Origin of the sequence: Mitsuaria sp. BK037, assembly GCF_014193045.1 — a bacterium.
Taxonomy (GTDB): domain Bacteria; phylum Pseudomonadota; class Gammaproteobacteria; order Burkholderiales; family Burkholderiaceae_C; genus Roseateles.
Genome location: NZ_JACHYS010000003.1, coordinates 355,334 through 371,782, shown reverse-complemented (window position 1 = coordinate 371,782; position 16,449 = coordinate 355,334). Strand labels below are relative to the sequence as shown.

The 16,449-nt window shown below is 69.9% G+C and carries 17 protein-coding genes; 10 read left to right on the top strand and 7 right to left on the bottom strand.

Annotated features, from left to right (window positions below):
• Window positions 1-17: 17 nt before the first annotated feature.
• Both FHT37_RS18430 and FHT37_RS18425 read right to left on the bottom strand, forming a co-directional pair.
• Window positions 18-833, bottom strand: coding sequence for a YafY family protein (locus tag FHT37_RS18430; RefSeq protein ID WP_310739756.1), 816 nt, complete (start codon window positions 831-833; stop codon window positions 18-20).
• 2 nt (window positions 834-835) lie between these two features.
• Complete coding sequence (locus FHT37_RS18425) at window positions 836-1,768, bottom strand: NAD(P)-dependent alcohol dehydrogenase (protein ID WP_183483517.1); 933 nt, start codon at window positions 1,766-1,768, stop codon at window positions 836-838.
• 389 nt (window positions 1,769-2,157) lie between these two features.
• Here FHT37_RS18425 and FHT37_RS18420 point away from each other — a divergent pair, with 389 nt between their 5' ends.
• On the top strand, window positions 2,158-4,026 hold the full coding sequence (locus FHT37_RS18420; RefSeq protein WP_183483515.1) for a phosphoenolpyruvate carboxykinase (GTP): 1,869 nt from the start codon (window positions 2,158-2,160) through the stop codon (window positions 4,024-4,026).
• Between the two features lie 204 nt (window positions 4,027-4,230).
• Here the strand turns inward: FHT37_RS18420 and FHT37_RS18415 are convergent, their stop codons facing one another.
• The gene (locus FHT37_RS18415) at window positions 4,231-4,473 is read right to left on the bottom strand and encodes a hypothetical protein (RefSeq protein WP_091729319.1); all 243 of its coding nucleotides are present in this window, start codon (window positions 4,471-4,473) and stop codon (window positions 4,231-4,233) included.
• Between the two features lie 297 nt (window positions 4,474-4,770).
• On the opposite strand from FHT37_RS18415, the gene FHT37_RS18410 reads away from it, so the two are divergent.
• Both FHT37_RS18410 and FHT37_RS25160 read left to right on the top strand, forming a co-directional pair.
• Window positions 4,771-5,715, top strand: coding sequence for a LysR family transcriptional regulator (locus tag FHT37_RS18410; RefSeq protein ID WP_091729316.1), 945 nt, complete (start codon window positions 4,771-4,773; stop codon window positions 5,713-5,715).
• Complete coding sequence (locus FHT37_RS25160; RefSeq protein WP_221211153.1) at window positions 5,712-6,533, top strand: UPF0149 family protein; 822 nt, start codon at window positions 5,712-5,714, stop codon at window positions 6,531-6,533. The genes FHT37_RS18410 and FHT37_RS25160 overlap by 4 nt, the downstream gene beginning before the upstream one ends.
• Before the next feature lie 40 nt (window positions 6,534-6,573).
• Here FHT37_RS25160 and FHT37_RS18400 read toward each other — a convergent pair whose 3' ends face one another.
• Window positions 6,574-7,389, bottom strand: a complete 816-nt coding sequence (locus tag FHT37_RS18400) for an IclR family transcriptional regulator (RefSeq protein WP_183483513.1) — start codon at window positions 7,387-7,389, stop codon at window positions 6,574-6,576.
• A 148-nt stretch (window positions 7,390-7,537) separates the two neighbouring features.
• Here FHT37_RS18400 and FHT37_RS18395 point away from each other — a divergent pair, with 148 nt between their 5' ends.
• Window positions 7,538-8,740 carry a CaiB/BaiF CoA-transferase family protein gene (locus FHT37_RS18395; protein WP_183483511.1) on the top strand — a complete coding sequence of 401 codons (1,203 nt, stop codon included), beginning with the start codon at window positions 7,538-7,540 and terminating at the stop codon, window positions 8,738-8,740.
• A complete protein-coding gene (locus FHT37_RS18390; protein ID WP_183483510.1) occupies window positions 8,737-9,597 on the top strand; it encodes a citryl-CoA lyase in 861 nt (286 codons plus the stop codon). Before FHT37_RS18395 ends, FHT37_RS18390 begins: the two co-directional genes overlap by 4 nt.
• Here the strand turns inward: FHT37_RS18390 and FHT37_RS18385 are convergent.
• Window positions 9,584-10,426: a metallophosphoesterase gene (locus tag FHT37_RS18385; protein ID WP_183483508.1), complete on the bottom strand. Its 843-nt coding sequence runs from the start codon at window positions 10,424-10,426 to the stop codon at window positions 9,584-9,586. The two genes, FHT37_RS18390 and FHT37_RS18385, sit on opposite strands and share 14 nt — an antisense overlap.
• A gap of 195 nt (window positions 10,427-10,621) precedes the next feature.
• On the opposite strand from FHT37_RS18385, the gene FHT37_RS18380 reads away from it, so the two are divergent.
• Window positions 10,622-11,044: a universal stress protein gene (locus FHT37_RS18380; RefSeq protein ID WP_091729294.1), complete on the top strand. Its 423-nt coding sequence runs from the start codon at window positions 10,622-10,624 to the stop codon at window positions 11,042-11,044.
• Window positions 11,045-11,092: 48 nt separating this feature from the next.
• Here FHT37_RS18380 and FHT37_RS18375 read toward each other — a convergent pair whose 3' ends face one another.
• Window positions 11,093-11,311 (bottom strand): hypothetical protein, encoded by a 219-nt coding sequence (locus FHT37_RS18375; RefSeq protein ID WP_141225378.1) that lies wholly within the window; start codon window positions 11,309-11,311, stop codon window positions 11,093-11,095.
• Between the two features lie 274 nt (window positions 11,312-11,585).
• On the opposite strand from FHT37_RS18375, the gene FHT37_RS18370 reads away from it, so the two are divergent.
• A complete protein-coding gene (locus FHT37_RS18370; RefSeq protein WP_091729289.1) occupies window positions 11,586-11,798 on the top strand; it encodes a hypothetical protein in 213 nt (70 codons plus the stop codon).
• Between the two features lie 31 nt (window positions 11,799-11,829).
• On the opposite strand, the gene FHT37_RS18365 is transcribed toward FHT37_RS18370, so the two are convergent.
• Entirely contained in the window at window positions 11,830-12,792 is a 963-nt protein-coding gene (locus FHT37_RS18365; RefSeq protein ID WP_091729285.1) for a LysR family transcriptional regulator ArgP, read from the bottom strand.
• 121 nt (window positions 12,793-12,913) lie between these two features.
• Here FHT37_RS18365 and FHT37_RS18360 point away from each other — a divergent pair, with 121 nt between their 5' ends.
• The 3 genes from FHT37_RS18360 (at window position 12,914) to FHT37_RS18350 (ending at window position 16,335) form a co-directional block, all read left to right on the top strand.
• Window positions 12,914-13,534 (top strand): LysE/ArgO family amino acid transporter, encoded by a 621-nt coding sequence (locus tag FHT37_RS18360; RefSeq protein WP_091729280.1) that lies wholly within the window; start codon window positions 12,914-12,916, stop codon window positions 13,532-13,534.
• Between the two features lie 54 nt (window positions 13,535-13,588).
• Window positions 13,589-14,902, top strand: a complete 1,314-nt coding sequence (locus FHT37_RS18355) for a D-amino acid dehydrogenase (protein ID WP_183483506.1) — start codon at window positions 13,589-13,591, stop codon at window positions 14,900-14,902.
• A 113-nt stretch (window positions 14,903-15,015) separates the two neighbouring features.
• Window positions 15,016-16,335: an Hsp70 family protein gene (locus FHT37_RS18350; RefSeq protein WP_091729270.1), complete on the top strand. Its 1,320-nt coding sequence runs from the start codon at window positions 15,016-15,018 to the stop codon at window positions 16,333-16,335.
• The last annotated feature ends 114 nt before the right edge of the window (window positions 16,336-16,449 follow it).

The window sequence follows — 16,449 nt, the reverse complement described above, 5'->3', positions numbered from 1 at the left end:
TGACCCCATTCCGCCTTTCATCTATGGTGCGGCTCAGTTGCATCAGGCGATCCTTCGCCACCACCCTCGAGCGGCTCGGGCCGGAAGGTGGCGAGGGATGGCTCGTGCAGGCCGGCGTCGGTGGGACGGGACGCCAGGTCGGCGTCCGCCATGCGCCGGGCGTCGACCTGCGCGCACCATTCCTTCGCCATCTGCCGACGGCTGCGCGGATAAGTGTCTTCCAGGAACTCGACCTTGGAGATCCGGTCCGCCCGGAACAACCGGAAGTCCTGCCGCAACTCGCACCAGCCGGCGATGAAGCGCTGGGACTGGACGAAGCCCAGCACGACCGGCCAGATGATGCGCTCGGTCCGGCTGCCGTCCTGGTCCATGTAAGCGATGCGCATCTTGCGCTGCTCGCGCATGGCCTGCCGCACTCTTGCCAGATCGAGCCCCGACTCGTCCTCGCGCTCGCGGGCGACGTACATGGAGTCGTCGTCCAGCACGCGCCGCGCGTCGGGCGGCAGCACGCCGCCGATCTTGGCCAGCGCGTTCTGGGCCGCGAGCGCGAGCCCATCGTCCGTCTGGCGGCTCACCCATTGCGCGCCGACCACCAAGGCCTGGATTTCCTCGGTGGTGAACGACATGGGGGGCAGCAGGAAGCCGGGACGGAGGATGTAGCCGATACCGGCCTCGCCCCGGATGTCCGCGCCCATGGTCTGCAGGGTCGCGATGTCACGCCGGATCGTGCGCAGCGACACGCCGGTTTCCTGGGCGAGCGTCTGGCCTGACACCGTTCCGCGGTGCCGGCGCAAGACCTGCATGAGATCGAACAATCGGTGGCTGCGGGTCACGTCTACTCCATGGCAACGAGGCCCTTTCCGTTGAGCTTCTTTCCTGCCTCGAGGTCGGTGAGCAGGCGGATGGCGTCGCTCAAGGGCACGATCTGCGCGACGGGCAGGCGCAGTGTGCCTTCCCCGGCGGCCCGGGCCAGGCCGTCGAGGACCTCGGCCCGGGGCGAACAAACAATGGGCTTGAGCCGCCGGTTCAGGATTGCGCGCAGGAACTTGGCCGGGGTCGGGTCGATGTCGAGGAACACGCCGTTCTTGCGCAGCAGGCCCAGGCCTTCGGCCACCGTCATGGTGCCCGCCGTGTCGTAGACGACGTCGTAGCGCCCCTCGAGGTCGGCGACCCGGGTGGTGCGGTAGTCGTGGACCGCGATCACGCCCAGGGCGCGGGCGCGCTCCATGGCGTCCGCGCTGCAGATGCCGGACACCGTCGCCCCCCATCGGCGTGCGAGCTGCACGGAGGCCTCGCCCACGGCGCCGGTGCAGCCGTTGATGAGCACGTGCATGCCGGGCTTCAGCCGGGCCTTGTCGACCAGGCCGTTCCAGGCCGTCACGCCCGGTGTGCCCAGGCACGCCGCCTCCTCGAACGTCACGTTGCGAGGCTTCTTTGCCAGGAAGGCGTCGCTCGTGATGACGGCTGGCGCGAGCGCGCCGCTTTCCTTCATGCGGGCAGAACCGAAGACGGCGTCGCCGCGCTTGAATCGGGTGACGCCGGGCCCGACCGCGGTCACCACGCCGGAGAAGTCACTGCCCATGGCGCGCGGAAAGGCCTTTCCGGTCACCAGCTTCAAGTAGCCATTGCGGATCTTCCAGTCAACGGGGTTGATCGCTGCGAACTTCACGTCGACGGCGACTTCGCCCTTGGCGGGCGCAGGAAGCCGGAAGTCCGCGAGCCTCATGCCGCCCGGGCCGCCGTACTGGTCGTATTGGATGCGCTTCATTGCAGGCCGGCCCTTCGCGGCGACGCTTCGACAGGGGACTGATCGACCGCCTGGATGGCGGTTGGGACGGGGTGCATGGTGGGCTCCGGTGGGTGGGGGGAAGCCCAATGTAGGAAAACATGGTGCCAGTTCCCGGCACCATCGGTCCCACTGCGGGCGGCCTCCCGCGCCAGCGGCGCCCGAGCATCAATCCATTCCAGAAACGCATAACCCCGCCGAGCACGCGAGTTACGGCGTGATTACATTGGAACCAGTGTTCGGCGAGGCACCAGCCATGGCGTGCGGCATTGGGTCAGCTCCGCGGTCTTCTCCTCTGTAGGCAGAGCGGGAAGCCACCGGATCGGAGCTGACCCAATTCCGCTTTTCATATCCTCAAATTGGGAATCGCCATGAACCGACCTGTAATGGAAGGCTTGCGCCTGAACGTGCCGGCTTACGTGAAACACCAGCGCCTGATCGCCTGGGTCGCCGAGATCGCCGCGCTCACCGAAGCCAAGGACGTCTACTGGTGCGACGGCAGCCAGGCCGAGTACGACCGCCTGTGCCAGCAGCTCGTCGACGCCGGCACCTTCCAGAAGCTGAACCCGGCCAAGCGCCCGGGCAGCTACCTCGCCTGGAGCGACCCCAGCGACGTCGCCCGGGTCGAGGACCGCACCTTCATCTGCACCAAGAACAAGCTCGACGCCGGCCCGACCAACAACTGGATGGAACCGGCCGAGATGCGCGCGCTGCTGCAGACCGGTGACAAGGCGCTCTTCAAGGGCGCGATGCGCGGCCGCACGCTGTACGTGGTGCCGTTCTCGATGGGCCCGATCGGCTCGCCGATCGCCCACATCGGCGTCGAGCTGTCCGACAGCCCTTATGTCGCCGTGAACATGCGCATCATGACCCGCATGGGTCGCGCGGTCCTGGACACGCTGGGCGACAACGGCGAGTTCGTGCCCTGCGTGCACACCGTCGGCGCGCCGCTGGAGGCGGGCCAGGCCGACGTCAAGTGGCCCTGCAACAAGACGAAGTACATCGTCCATTACCCCGAGACGCGCGAGATCTGGTCCTACGGCTCCGGCTACGGCGGCAACGCGCTGCTGGGCAAGAAGTGCTTCGCGCTGCGCATCGCCTCGACCATGGGCCGCGACCAGGGCTGGCTGGCCGAGCACATGCTGGTGCTGGGCGTCACCTCGCCCGAAGGCAAGAAGCATCACGTCGCCGCCGCCTTCCCGAGCGCCTGCGGCAAGACCAACTTCGCGATGCTGATCCCGCCCGCCGGCTTCGAGGGCTGGAAGGTCACCACCATCGGCGACGACATCGCCTGGATCAAGCCCGGCAAGGACGGCCGCCTGTACGCGATCAACCCGGAAGCGGGCTACTTCGGCGTCGCCCCGGGCACGAACTCGCTGACCAACCCGAACTGCATGGCCAGCCTGGACAAGGACGTCATCTTCACCAACGTCGCGCTGACCGACGATGGCGACGTCTGGTGGGAAGGCATGACTGACACGCCGCCCGCGCACCTGATCGACTGGCAGGGCAAGGACTGGACGCCCGCGATCGCCAAGGAAACCGGCGCCAAGGCCGCGCATCCGAACGCGCGCTTCACCGTCGCGGCAACCAACAATCCGGCGCTGGACGCCGAGTGGGACAACCCCGCCGGCGTGCCGATCGACGCCTTCATCTTCGGCGGGCGCCGCTCGACCACCGTGCCGCTGGTGACCCAGGCCCGCGACTGGACCGAAGGCGTCTACATGGCCGCCACCATGGGGTCGGAAACGACCGCCGCGGCCGCTGGCCAGCAGGGCGTCGTGCGCCGCGACCCGTTCGCGATGCTGCCCTTCATGGGCTACAACATGGCCGACTACTTCCAGCACTGGCTGACGCTGGGCGCCAAGCTCGCCCAGTCCGGCGCGAAGCTGCCGGCGATCTTCTGCGTCAACTGGTTCCGCAAGGGTGCCGACGGCAAGTTCGTCTGGCCCGGCTACGGCGAGAACATGCGCGTGCTGAAGTGGATGCTCGAGCGCGTCGACGGTCACGGCCAAGGCGTCGAACACGCCTTCGGCACCAGCCCGCGCTACGAGGACCTGAACTGGCAGGGCTTGGCCTTCACCCCGGAACAGTTCAAGACCGTCACCCAGATCTCGAACGAGGACTGGGCGACCGAGCTCAAGCTGCACGACGAGCTCTTCACCCAACTGGCCCAGGGCCTGCCGGCCGAGCTGCCGGCCACCAAGGCCAGGATCGAACAGCGCCTGGCCCAGGCCTGATCGACGGCGGGCCACCCGGCCCGCTGCCCCGCAAAAAGGGCGGTGCCTTCATCGGCGCCGCAAAAGGCAAAGCCCGCTCGAAGCGATTCGAAGCGGGCTTTTGTTTTGCTCGGCCTGGAGCGCCTTTCGAGGAGAGCCTGCGCTCACCTTACGAGGGTTCCTGGCTTCGCGACCGGGCCTGTACGGCGCCCGGTGGGGGGCGTGTCAGCCGTTGCGACGGGCGTTGGCGGCGCGCAGTTCAGCGGCGAAGGAGGGCATGCTCTCTTCGTACTGGGCGGCGAGGGCCAGCAGCTCGCGCTCGGCGCGGGCCATCTTGGCGGACTCGATGCGGGCCTTCACGTTGGTGATGGTGCGGGCCCAGACGCGGGCACCGATGGTGGCGAACGTGCCGCCGCGACGCACCGTGCGGCTCAGCGGCAGACCGAAGGTTTGGGTAGCGACGCTCATGGCGATTTCCTTTGATTGGCTGGGTTGTGCGGCTCTGTAGAACCGACGGAACGAACTATAGGGTTTCCCCTAGACATGACGCCAATGAAAGATGGGCATCGAATGTATAAACGCCGTGCATATCATTGCGCGGCCCGCGTTCCGAACGTGACCGGCATCACGGTGTGCACCGCCAAGCGCGAAGGAATGCGCAATTCGCGCCGCGAATCACCCGTTGGAGTGCCGTCGTTGGAGCGCGTCGCCGCACCGATGTGCGCGCGTTTCCCGTGAAGAAGTGCCTGCTTTGGAGGGCCCCCCGTGAGCTTCCGCAACCTGGATCTCAACCTGCTGAAGGTCTTCGACGCCGTGATGGCGGAGCGCTCGATGACCCGGGCCGCGGAGCGGCTGTCGATGACGCAGCCGGCGGTCAGCCATGCGCTCAAACGCCTGCGCGAGGCGCTGGGCGAGGACCTGTTCGTGCGCCAGGCCTTCGGGATGAAGCCCACCTCCCGCGCCGAGGGCCTGTGGCCCGAGGTCCGGTCGGCCCTGACGCGGCTGCGGGTGGCGCTCGATCCCGGCGACTATCAGCCAGGCTCGGAGGAATACACCTTCCGGCTGGCGATGGCCGACGCCACCGCGGCGCTGATCCTGCCGCCGCTGATGCAGCAGTTGGAGCGGCTGCGCGCGCTGGCCAATGTCCATGTGCTGCCGCTGACGACCCGCGATCCCCGCTCGCTGCTGGAGCAGGGCGAGGCCGACTTCGCGCTGGGCTACTTCCCGACCGCCGTCGCCGCGCTCAAGGGGCAGGGCGACATGGCGGCCATCCGCCAGCAGCGGCTGTATGACTCGTACTACGTCTGCGTGATGCGGCGGGGCCATCCGCTGGCGGACCAGGAACTGACGCTGGACGCCTTCTGCCAGGCGCATCACCTGCTGGTGAGCTTCTCCGGCCGGCCTTACGGCTTCGTCGACGAAGCGCTGGCGGCGCTCAAGCGCAGCCGCCGGATTGCGCTGACGGTCAACCAGTTCTTCACCGCCGGACGGGTGGTCGCGCATTCCGATCTGCTGACGGTGCTCCCTCAATCCTTCATCACCGCCACCGGTTATCAGGACGCGCTGATCTACCGGCCGCTGCCGATGCAGCTCTCGCCGGTGCACGTGGACCTGCTCTGGCACCTGCGCAATGAAGATCGCAGCGCCCAGCGCTGGATGCGCGAACGGCTGATCGAATCGGTCGCGCCCGGCGACAATCGCGCCCCATGAGCATTGCCCACGACCTTTCCGACGCCGAGTTCGACGAACTCGACGACCTTCTCGCCGCCACGCCCGCGCCGCTCGAGCCGCTCGATGCCTCGATGCTGGACGGCTACCTGGCCGGCGTGCTGGTGCAGCCGCGCCTGATCCCGATCGAGGAGTGGCTGCCGCCGGTCTTCGACTACGAAGGCCGCCCGCTGCCTGACGACGTCGACCCGGCCTGGCTCGCGCGTATCCGCTCGCTGGTGGAGCGCCGCTTCGCCTCGCTGAACCACAGCATGCTGGAGCAGGGCTGGTTCTATCCGCTGGTGCTGGACCTGGACGCGGAGGACGCGACCGAAGGCGAGGGCGGCGAGGGGAGCGGTGAGGCCGAGGAGCAGGCGCAAGACGCCGTCGAGGCCGCCGCCGAAATCGCGGCCGCCGAAGGCATCGATCCGGACGCGGTGACGCTGCCCGAGGACCCGATCACCCGCGCGCTGCTGCCGTGGGTCGGCGGCTTCGAATACGCCGCGGTGACCTTCCCTGAGCTGCACGAGCAGGCCGACGACAACGTCAACGCGCTGCTGGCCCGTCTGTACCGCCACCTGCCGGCCGAGACGCCGGAGGAGCGGGAGGTCGTCGAGCTGCTGGATCGCGAGCATCCGCTGAAGAACATCGACGAGGCGATCGAGGATCTGATCCTGACCGTGGTCGACCTGCAGGAAGCGACCGAGTCGCAGCGGTATCACGTCGAGCAGGTCCGCCGCGACGCTCCCAAGCTGGGTCGCAATGATCCCTGCCACTGCGGCTCGGGCAAGAAGTTCAAGAACTGCCACGGCGCGGCTTGATCACCTCGCCGGGGGCCGCGGTCGCTGACGTGCGCGGCGCTCAGGCGCCGCCGCTGAACTGGTCGAGGCTGAGCGCGCGCGATGCGGCCTCGAGCCGCGCGACGTCGCCTCCCAGCAGGCGTGTCGCTTCCCGGGCGGCGCCCAGCACTGCCTGGCAAGCCGCCAGCATCGTCGTCGGCGGCGACAGGCGGATCCGCGGTCCGGACACCGCGATCGCCCCGTGTGCCCGTCCGTCGGCCGCCAGCACCGGCGCGGCGACCGAGGCGGTGTCCGGCTCGCGCTCGCCGTAGGAATCGGCCCAGGCCCGCGTCCGGATGGCTTCGAAGCCGGCGCTCCGGTCCTCCGAGAACGCGCACAGCACCTTGCCCGAGGCGCCCTGGCGCAAGGCGTACTGCTGGCCCACCGCCACCGCGGCGCGCACCGAACGCGCCGGCTCCCAGCGGTAGAGCGCGATGCGGGCGTCGCCGTGCCGGACGTAGAAGGACGCCGTCTCGCCGGTCTCCGCGCTCAGCTGCTTGAGCAGCGGCTCCACCGCCGGCCCGACCTGGAACGAGCGCTGGTAGATTGTCGCCAGCCGCAGTGGCGCCGGGCCGATGGCGTACTGGCCGTCGGACAGCCGGCGCACGAAGCCGCCGTGTTCCAGCGCAGCCAGCAGCCGCAGCACCGTGCTCTTGTAGAGATCGGTCCGGCGCGCCAGTTCCGCCAGCGACAGGCTGTCGTCGTCCTGACCGAAGGCCCCCAGAAGAGCGAAGGCGCGGTCGAGCACCGCCACCCCGCTGGAGTCGGCGTCCGCTGACGAGCCCCCTCCATCGGCGGGTTCCGGGGGGCGGGCGGGGGCGGTCTTGCGGTCAGCCATGGGTATTCCCTCGTTATTCCCTTGTCTCAGGCCCTGTTCGGGCGGATCAAGTCGTCCTAAAGTTCTATCAGACAAATCAACGTTCTGTCAGATAGAACTTTCACCAACGCATGCGGACACAACGCAGGCATGCGCGACGGAGCCCACCATGAGCCTTTCCCCGCTGCGCGGCGTCCGCGTCCTGGACCTGACGAACGTCCTCGCGGGCCCATTCGCCTGCCACCAACTGGCCCACCTGGGCGCCGATGTCATCAAGGTCGAGGCGCGCGAAACCGGCGACCTGGCCAGGCAACTCGGTGCCGACCCCGCGCTCAACGAGGCGCGGATGGGCGCGTCCTTCCTGGCCCAGAACCCGGGCAAGCGCTCGATCACCATCGACCTCAAGCGCCCGGCCGGCCAGGCGGTGTTCCGCAAGCTGGTAGCGACCGCCGACGTGGTCGTCGAGAACTTCCGTCCCGGCGTGATGCAGCGGCTGGGCGTCGGTTTCGAGGCGCTTCGCCTGATCCAGCCGCGGCTCGTCTACTGCGCGATCTCCGGTTTCGGCCAGGACGGCCCGTTGCGCGACCTGCCGGCCTACGACCAGATCATCCAGGGCATGTCCGGGATGATGAGCATCACCGGCGACGCGGCGACGGCGCCGCTGCGCGTCGGCCATCCGGTCGCCGACACGATCGGCGGCCTGACCGCCGCGATGGCGATCGCCGCGGCGTTGGCCGACCGCGACCGCGATGAGGCCGTCTTCATCGACGTCTCCATGCTCGAGGCCGCGATGGCGACGATGGGCTGGGCGGTGTCGAACCTGCTGGTCGCGGGCCAGGAGCCGCGCCCGATGGGCAACGACAACGTGACGGCCAGTCCGTCCGGCGCCTTCCGCACCGGCGACGGGCTGCTGAACATCGCGGCCAACAAGCAGGAGCAGTTCGAGGCCGTCTGCGACGTGGCCGGCCATCCCGAGTGGAAGACCGATCCGCGCTTCGTCGATCGCCAGGCGCGGCTGCAGCATCGGGCCGAACTCAAGCAGCGGCTCGAGGCCGCATTGGCCGCCCGGCCGGCCAGCGAGTGGTGGCAGCGCCTCAACGCGGCCGGCGTGCCGGCGGGGCCGGTGCTGTCGGTGAAGGCGGCGCTCGAGCAGCCGCAGATCGCGCAGCGCGGCCTGGTCGAGCGCTTCGAGGACGTGCCCGGCGTCGGCCGCGACATCCACGTGCTGCGCACCGGCTTCAAGCTCAATGGCGAGGCGCCGTCGGTGGACCGGCCGCCGCCGCGGCTCGGCGAGCACACCGGCGCGATCCTGGAGGAACTGGGCTACGGCGCCGCCGAGCGGGCGGCATTGATCGAGGAGAAGGCGGTATGAGCGGGCAGGAATTTCCGGCGGCGGATGGCGACGCGCAGGCGCCCGCTCGCGATCCGCGCGTGGCGGACTGGTGGCGGACGTCGATCATCGAGATGTCGCCCGGCGTGATCCGTTACCGCGGTCATGCGATCGAGGACCTGATCGGGCAGGTCAGCTTCGCGCAGATGATCTGGCTGATGACGCGCGGCGAGCTGCCCGGCGCGGAGCAGGCCCAGTTGCTGGACATGGCGCTGATGGCGGCGGTCGACCACGGGCCGCAGGCGCCGAGCATCGCGATCGCGCGCATGGCGGCCACCTGCGGCGTGGGCCTGAACAACGCGATGGCGTCGGCGATGAACGTGCTGGGCGACGTGCATGGCGGCGCGGGCGAGCAATGCGTGGAGATGCTGCAGTCGATCGCGGCGCGGATGGACGACGGCGCGACGCTGGAGGCGGCCGTCGCCGCGGGCCTGGACGAGGCCATCGCGCTGCGGGGCAAGTTCGTCTCGGGCTTCGGCCACCGCTTCCACCCGGTGGATCCGCGGGCGCCGCGGCTGCTGGCGCTGGTGGACGAAGCCGCGCAGCTCGGCGTGGTGTCGGGCCGTTTCGCGTCGATCGGGCGCGCGGTCGAGGCTGAGCTGCAACGGCGCAAGGACGGCCGGCGCATCCCGATGAACATCGACGGCGCGACAGCGGTGATCTACGCCGAGCTCGGCTTCCCGGCGCCGCTGGCGCGCGGCCTGTTCTGCCTGTCGCGCTCGGTCGGCATCCTGGCCCACGCGTGGGAGCAGACGCAGCAGGGCGGCCGCAACAAGGGTCCGATGCCGCGCGACTACCTCTGGACCTACGACGGCCCGCCGCCCGTCAGACCTCGATGACCAGCTCGGGCCGGTAGTCCTCCTGCTCGCCCTTGCTCGCGTAACCCAGCGGGTTCGCGACGACCCGGCAGCGGTGCGGCAGCTCGCCGCGCGGGCCGGAGGGCGACTCGACGACATAGTCGTGGGCGCAGTGCAGGTGGCCGTGCAGCCACAGGTCGGCGAAGGGGAGCAGCTCGTCGAGCGAGTTGCAGAAACCCGCGGTGCCCGGCGTCAAGCCATAGCGGGGATCGGCGCTGCGCAGGCTCGGCGCGTAGTGCGTGACGGCCACCGTCTTGCCATCGAACGGGACGGCCAGCGCCGTGCGCAGCCAGGCTTGGCAGTCCAGCGCGAGTTCCCGCTGGCCCTCGGCCAGCAGGTGCTGTCCGTCGACCAGCGTCGAGTAGCGGCGCAGGTAGAAATTCGCGGCGCGGAAGGCCTTCTCGCGCGCCGCCAGCTGTTTCGTCACGGTGGCTTCGCGCGCGGCCAGCGCGTCGAAGTCGGCCCACAGCGTGGTGCCGATGAAGCGCACGTCGCCGATGACGATCTGCTCGCGGTCCAGCCACTCGATGCCGAGGTCGGCACAGGTCTGGCGCAGCCGCGCCTGGGCGGTGGTGAACTCGAGGCCGTCGTACTCGTGGTTGCCCGGCACGTAGAGCACGCGCCGCCATGGCGCGTCCGCGCGCCGCGGCGAGAAGCGGCCCAGGCCGAAGTCGTCGGTCACCAGCCGCGAGCCCGCCTGGTACGAGCCGACGTCGCCCGCCAGCACCAGCAGATCGACATCGGACGCGGCGACGGTCTGGAAGTCGATCTGGCGCTCGAGGTGGAGGTCGGAGATCAGTTGCAGGCGCACGGCGGAGGGACGGTTGGGCGGATGACGGCGGAAGGGTCCGGGGACGCGGCCCGGGCGGCTCGCGACCGGCCGGGGAGCCCGCATTGTCCAACGTCAATTCAGCCGCGGCCTGCGCCAAGGGTGCGGCTTTCCAGAGAGCGCTCTGTGCCACACTGCCCCGCGGCCGGTCGTCGGCCGACAGAGAGGGACACCATCATGAAGATCCTGGTCGCCGTCGATGGCAGCACCTATTCCAAGCGCATGCTGGCTTATCTCTCCGCCCACGACGAATGGCTGGGCGGAGCCCACGACTACACGGTGGTGCACGTGGTGGCCGGCGTGCCGCCCCGCGCGGCCGCGGTGCTCGACAAGGCCGTGCTGGCCGATTACTACCAGGAAGAGGCAGAGAAGGTGCTCAAGCCGATCCGTGCCTTCATGGACAAGCGCGGCATCAAGGCCCAGTACGTCGTCAAGACCGGTCACGCGTCGGACGCGATCACCGCCGTGGCGGAGAAGGGCCGCTTCGACCTGCTGATGATGGGCTCGCACGGCCACACGGCGCTGGGCAAGCTGGTGCTGGGCTCGGTCGCCACCAAGGTGATGGCGCACAGCGACGTGCCGGTGCTGCTGATCCGCTGACACCGCCTGGCCCAACGAAAAAGGCGCCCGACGGGGCGCCTTGTCGATTCATCCGCGGCGGGCCGCCATCCAGGACAGCGGCGAGGTGACCGTCGCCGGCGGTGCGGCTTCGGACTCCAGGCCGTAGTCGCTGCGCCGGAAGTCCTCGTACTCGCTGTCGTCGCCGAAGCTCGCTTCCATGCCGAACGCGGTCCCCATGTCGGCCGGTTCCGGCTCTCGCGCGGCACTGGGGCGACGGAAAAGGCTCAGGGCGGAGGTGATGCGCATGATGGACCTCGTCGAAAAGCACGGGGTGAGTCCGCCGCCCGGTGCCGATGCGGAGCGCCGCGCGGTGAGCCCCAGTTTGCGCGCCTTCGTCTTCGGGAGAATCCCCAGATCGCGGGTGCTCCGGAATCGTGTTCACAAATACACACAGATTGGGGTGACCCCGCCACAGCTGAGGCGGAATAACCACGCACCCCACTTAGGTGTGATCCCCCCCTCAATCGGGGGTGACTATGCTCCGGGCCTTCCCTAATACCTCCGCCGCCTGGCCCCCCTCATGTCCCCGCTGATCCACAAGTCGATGACCTGGGCCATCGTCAGCAGCGTCGTGCTGACCTCGGCGTGGCTGGCGAGCTCCGTCCAGGACAAGCACGAGCGTGGCGGTTTCCGCCTGCACCTGGCCCAGCAAGGCGCCGCGCCGGCATCGGCCGTCCCGGCCGCCCAGCTCCAGCCCCAGACCAAGATCCAGCTGGCCGCGGTCAAGCGCTGACGCGCTGCGTCAACGCATCGACCCGCCGACCTCAGGCCGGCATCAACGCCTCCCGCGCGCCCCGCGCCAAGGCCTCGCCAATCTGATCCAGCAAGGCCGGTGGTGTCCCTCCTTCAGGGGCCGCGCGCCGGGGCTCTCCCCCGACGGCCGTCTCGCCGCCCAGCTTCCACTGGTGCCAGTACAGGGCCACGGCCACCTGCACCTCCGGCCGCAGCGCCACCAGCTCGCCGCTCGCGAGCAGCGGCCGCACCTGCAGCTCCGGCGCCACGCCCACTCCCCAGCCCATCCGCACCGCGTTCACGTAGCCCTCGCTGGACGGCACATAGCGCGCGTTCAGCCGCGCCGAGCGCAGGCCCATCGCCTGGCGGACCCACTGCCGCTGCGCGTCGTCCTTGCGGTTGAAGACCAGGAAGGGCACCTGCGCGAAGTTAGCCTCGCCCAGCCCATGGGGCAGCATCCGCGCGATGAAATCGGGGCTGGCGATGGCGATGTAGCGCATCACGCCCAGCGGCTGCGCGATGCAGCCGCGCAGCGCCTGCGGCACGGTGGTGACGCAGCCCAGCACCTCGCCCTGCCGCAGCCAGTCGTGGGTGAAGTCCTGGTCGTCGACGACCAGCTCCAGCCCGAAGCCCTCCCGCAGGCCGCGCTGCACCAGCGGATCGAGCGCCGGCAGCACCCAGGTCGCCAGGCTGTCGGCGTTCACCGCGATCGGCAAGCGTTCCGCCTGGGCCGACTGCACGCCCAGTTCCCGCACCACGTCCGAGCGCAGCGCCGCCAGTTGGCGGGCATAGCGCAGCAGGCGCTTGCCGGGCTCGGTCAGCCGCAGTGGCCGGGATCGCACGACCAGCAACTGGCCCACCTGCGCTTCCAGGTTGCGCAGGCGCTGTGAGACGGCGCTCTGCGTGATCGCCAGCGTCTCCGCGGCGCGCTCGAAGCTGCGCTCGTCGGCCAGCGCGGCCAGGCAGTCCAGCCCCGCGGCGTCCAGATCCTTCATCGAGATCTCCAAGGCTTTATTAGCGGCCCTAATGTATGCGCTGAGATATTAATCCCGCTTCATGGAATGACGGCGGCTCACCACAATCCGCTGCTCCACCCGCCCGCCCAAACACCCCCCGATGTCGTCCCCCAGCGCAGCCCTGTTGCAAGGCTGGCTCACCGGAGCCGGCCTGATCGTCGCCATCGGCGCGCAGAACGCGCTGGTGCTGCGCCAGGGCCTGATGCGCCAGCACGTGGCGCCGGTGGTGCTGGTGTGCGCGCTGTCGGACATGCTGCTGATCTGGCTGGGCGTGTTCGGGCTGGGCCGGCTGATCGCCGCGAGCCCGCTGCTGATGGAGGTCTTCCGCTGGGGCGGCGCGGCCTTCCTGCTGGCTTACGGCCTCAAGGCCGCGCTGCGGGCGATGTCGCCCCAGGCCGGCCTGCAGGCGCAGGCGGGCAGTGGCTCGCTCACGGCGGTGCTGGGCAGCACGCTGGCGATGACCTACCTGAATCCCCACGTCTACCTGGACACCGTGGTGCTGCTGGGCACCGTCGGCGCGCAGCAGCCGGCCGGCATGCAGCTGCCCTTCGCGGCCGGCGCCTCGGTGGCGTCGTGGATGTGGTTCTCGCTGCTGGGCTTCGGCGCGGCGGCGGTGGCGGTGCCGTTGCGCCGCCCGGCGGTCTGGCGCAGCATCGATGCCTTGATCGCCCTCGTGATGGCCATCCTGGGACTGCAGCTGATCCTGCGCCCGCTGGCCTGAAGCCCGCCCCACGCTGCATCGAAGCGGAACCACAAGTTCACCTGGAGCTCTCCCATGAAGGTCATCGTCCTCGGCGCCGGCATCATCGGCATCCACACCGCCTGGTACCTGCTGGACCAGGGTCACGATGTCGTCGTCGTCGACCGCCAGCCTGATGCGGCGCTGGAAACCAGCTTCGCCAACGGCGCGCAGATCTCGGTCTGCTTCTGCGAGCCCTGGGCCAATGCCGGAGCGCCGTTCAAGGTCGCCAAGTGGCTGCTGAAGGACGATGCGCCGCTGCTGTTCCGCCCGCGGCTGGACCCGGCGCAATGGCGCTGGGGCCTGTCCTTCCTGGGCCAGTGCACGACGGCCGCGTTCGAGCGCAACGTCGAGCAGCTGGTGCGCCTGGGCCGCTACAGCCACGAGTCGCTGCAGGCGCTCGTCGCCGAGACCGGCATCCAGTACAACCGCCTTCAGAAGGGCATCCTGCACTTCTTCGGCAGCGAGGCCGACTTCGAGGCCGGCGCGCAGGGCGCCGAGATCATGCGCCGTCACGGCGTCGACCGCCGGGTGCTGAGCCGCGACGAGGTCCTGGCGATCGAGCCGGCGCTGCGCTCGGCCCAGCACGCGGTCTTCGGCGGCACCTACACGCCCAGCGACGAATCCGGCGACGCGCGCGTCTTCACCCAGGCGCTGGCCAAGCTGGCCGAACGTCGCGGCGCGCAGTTCCTGTGGAACCACGACATCGTGACGCTGCAGCCGCAGGGCGACGAAGTCGCCGGCGTGCAGGTCCAGTCCCGCGAGACCGGCCAGACGCAATGGCTCAAGGGCGACGCCTACGTCGTGGCGCTGGCCTCCTACGCGCCCGGCCTGACCAAGCCGCTGGGCGAGCACCTCAACATCTATCCGGCCAAGGGCTACTCGGCCACGCTGCGGCTGAAGCGGCCGGAGCAGGCCAGCACCGTCAGCCTGCTGGACGACGCGCGCAAGATCGCGATCTCGCGGCTGGGCGACTTCGTCCGCATCGCCGGCACCGCCGAGCTGGTGGGCCTGGACACCAGCCTGGACAGCCCGACCTCCAAGGTCCGCTGCGAGTCGCTGGTGCGCCGCTACGAGGAGCTGTTCCCCGGCGTCGCTGACCTGTCCGAGCCGAACTACTGGACCGGCCTGCGACCGAGCACGCCGACCAACGTGCCCTACATCGGGCGCAGCCAGAAGGCCTCGAACCTGTGGATCAACGCCGGCCACGGCACGCTGGGCTGGACGCACGGCGCGGGCTCCGGCCGCGCGCTGGCCGAGCTGATGAGCGGCAAGCGTCCGGACCTGGACTTCGGTTTCTACGGCGACGCGTTGCCGGCGCGCGCGGTGCGCAGCCTCCAGGCCGCCTGAGCGCCGGCCCGCCCGACCGGCGGAGCCCCTGCCGGCGTCATCGGCACGCCGGGACCCCGAAAAAAGGGCGCGGCTAGAATCCGCGCCCTTTTCGCATTTCCGACCGCCGCGCCATGTCCTCCCCGTCCACCGACCTGCCGCGCGACTTCTGCGCCATCGACTTCGGCACCTCCAACTCGGCCGTCGCCGTGCCGGACGCCGCGCGCCCCGGCGCGATGCGCCTGGTGCCGCTGGAGGACGACAAGGTCACGATGCCGACCGCGGTCTTCTACTACGCCGAGGGCCGCCACGATGCCGACGGCCCGCCGCGCGCCTTCGGACGCGCGGCGATGGCCGCCTACGAGGAAGGCGTCGACGGGCGCTTGATGCGCTCGATGAAGAGCATCCTCGGCTCCAGCCTGATCGACCAGGTCACCGACGTCGGCGGCGGGCGGGGCGTGAAGTACGCCGACATGCTCGCCGGCTACCTCAAGCGCCTGCGCCGGCAGGCGGCGCGGGGCGGGCACGAGCCGCGCCGCGTGGTGCTGGGCCGCCCGGTCTACTTCGTCGACGGCGAGCCCGAGCGCGATGCGGCCGCGCAGGCCTCGCTGGCCGCGGCGGCGCGGGCGGTGGGCTTCGAGGACGTGCACTTCCAGTTCGAGCCGATCGCCGCGGCCTTCGACTTCGAGCAGCAGGCCGACCGCGAGCAGCTGGTGCTGGTGGCCGACATTGGCGGCGGCACCTCCGACTTCTCGCTGGTGCGCGTCGGGCCGGAGCGCATCCGGCGACTGGACCGCCGCGACGACATCCTCGCCAACCACGGCGTCCACATCGCCGGCACCGACTTCGACCGCCACATCGAGCTGACCGGCATCCTGCGCGAATTCGGCTATCGCGCCCTCGGTCCCGCCAAGCCGGGCCAGACGCCGCGCGAGGTGCCCAGCGGCGTCTACTTCGACCTGGCGACCTGGCACCTGATCAACACCTGCTACAGCCCGCAGCGGGTGATCGAGCTGCGCAACATGAAGGGCTTCTACGGCGACCCGCGCCATCACCAGCGCCTGATGACGGTGCTGGAGGAGCGCCTGGGCCATGAGCTCGCCCATCGGGCCGAGGAGGCCAAGATCGAGGTCGCGGCCGGTGGCGACTGCACGATCGACCTGGGGTTGATCGAATCGGGCCTGTCGGTCGCCTTGTCCGAGACGGCCGCGATGGGCGCGCTGCGCGACGACATCGAGCGCATCGCGCAGGCGGGCCGCGAGACCGTCGAGCGGGCGGGGCTCCAGCCTTCGGACGTCGACGCGCTGTACTTCACCGGCGGCTCGACCGGCCTGACGGTGCTGGCCGACCGCATCGCCGCCGATTTCCCCGCGGCGCGGCCCGTGCGCGGCGACCGCTTCGCCTCCGTCGCCACCGGGCTCGGACTGCACGCCGCGCGTCTGTTCGCTGCGTGATCCGGACCTGAGCGAGCGGGCCTGAAACCTCGGGATCACCCCGAGCGACACGCCCCGACAGCGGCGGAGGGCGCTGCTAGATTGCCGCCTTCCTTCGCTTCACGGTGTCCATCC

What these genes read in the sequence shown, in the direction of transcription:
- FHT37_RS18425 (WP_183483517.1), bottom strand. Translation starts at nt 1,768, where the DNA reads ATGAAGCGCATCCAATACGACCAGTACGGCGGCCCGGGCGGCATGAGG.
- FHT37_RS18420 (WP_183483515.1), top strand. Translation starts at nt 2,158, where the DNA reads ATGAACCGACCTGTAATGGAAGGCTTGCGCCTGAACGTGCCGGCTTAC.
- FHT37_RS18415 (WP_091729319.1), bottom strand. Translation starts at nt 4,473, where the DNA reads ATGAGCGTCGCTACCCAAACCTTCGGTCTGCCGCTGAGCCGCACGGTG.
- FHT37_RS25160 (WP_221211153.1), top strand. Translation starts at nt 5,712, where the DNA reads ATGAGCATTGCCCACGACCTTTCCGACGCCGAGTTCGACGAACTCGAC.
- FHT37_RS18400 (WP_183483513.1), bottom strand. Translation starts at nt 7,389, where the DNA reads ATGGCTGACCGCAAGACCGCCCCCGCCCGCCCCCCGGAACCCGCCGAT.
- FHT37_RS18395 (WP_183483511.1), top strand. Translation starts at nt 7,538, where the DNA reads ATGAGCCTTTCCCCGCTGCGCGGCGTCCGCGTCCTGGACCTGACGAAC.
- FHT37_RS18390 (WP_183483510.1), top strand. Translation starts at nt 8,737, where the DNA reads ATGAGCGGGCAGGAATTTCCGGCGGCGGATGGCGACGCGCAGGCGCCC.
- FHT37_RS18380 (WP_091729294.1), top strand. Translation starts at nt 10,622, where the DNA reads ATGAAGATCCTGGTCGCCGTCGATGGCAGCACCTATTCCAAGCGCATG.
- FHT37_RS18375 (WP_141225378.1), bottom strand. Translation starts at nt 11,311, where the DNA reads ATGCGCATCACCTCCGCCCTGAGCCTTTTCCGTCGCCCCAGTGCCGCG.
- FHT37_RS18370 (WP_091729289.1), top strand. Translation starts at nt 11,586, where the DNA reads ATGTCCCCGCTGATCCACAAGTCGATGACCTGGGCCATCGTCAGCAGC.
- FHT37_RS18365 (WP_091729285.1), bottom strand. Translation starts at nt 12,792, where the DNA reads ATGAAGGATCTGGACGCCGCGGGGCTGGACTGCCTGGCCGCGCTGGCC.
- FHT37_RS18360 (WP_091729280.1), top strand. Translation starts at nt 12,914, where the DNA reads ATGTCGTCCCCCAGCGCAGCCCTGTTGCAAGGCTGGCTCACCGGAGCC.
- FHT37_RS18355 (WP_183483506.1), top strand. Translation starts at nt 13,589, where the DNA reads ATGAAGGTCATCGTCCTCGGCGCCGGCATCATCGGCATCCACACCGCC.
- FHT37_RS18350 (WP_091729270.1), top strand. Translation starts at nt 15,016, where the DNA reads ATGTCCTCCCCGTCCACCGACCTGCCGCGCGACTTCTGCGCCATCGAC.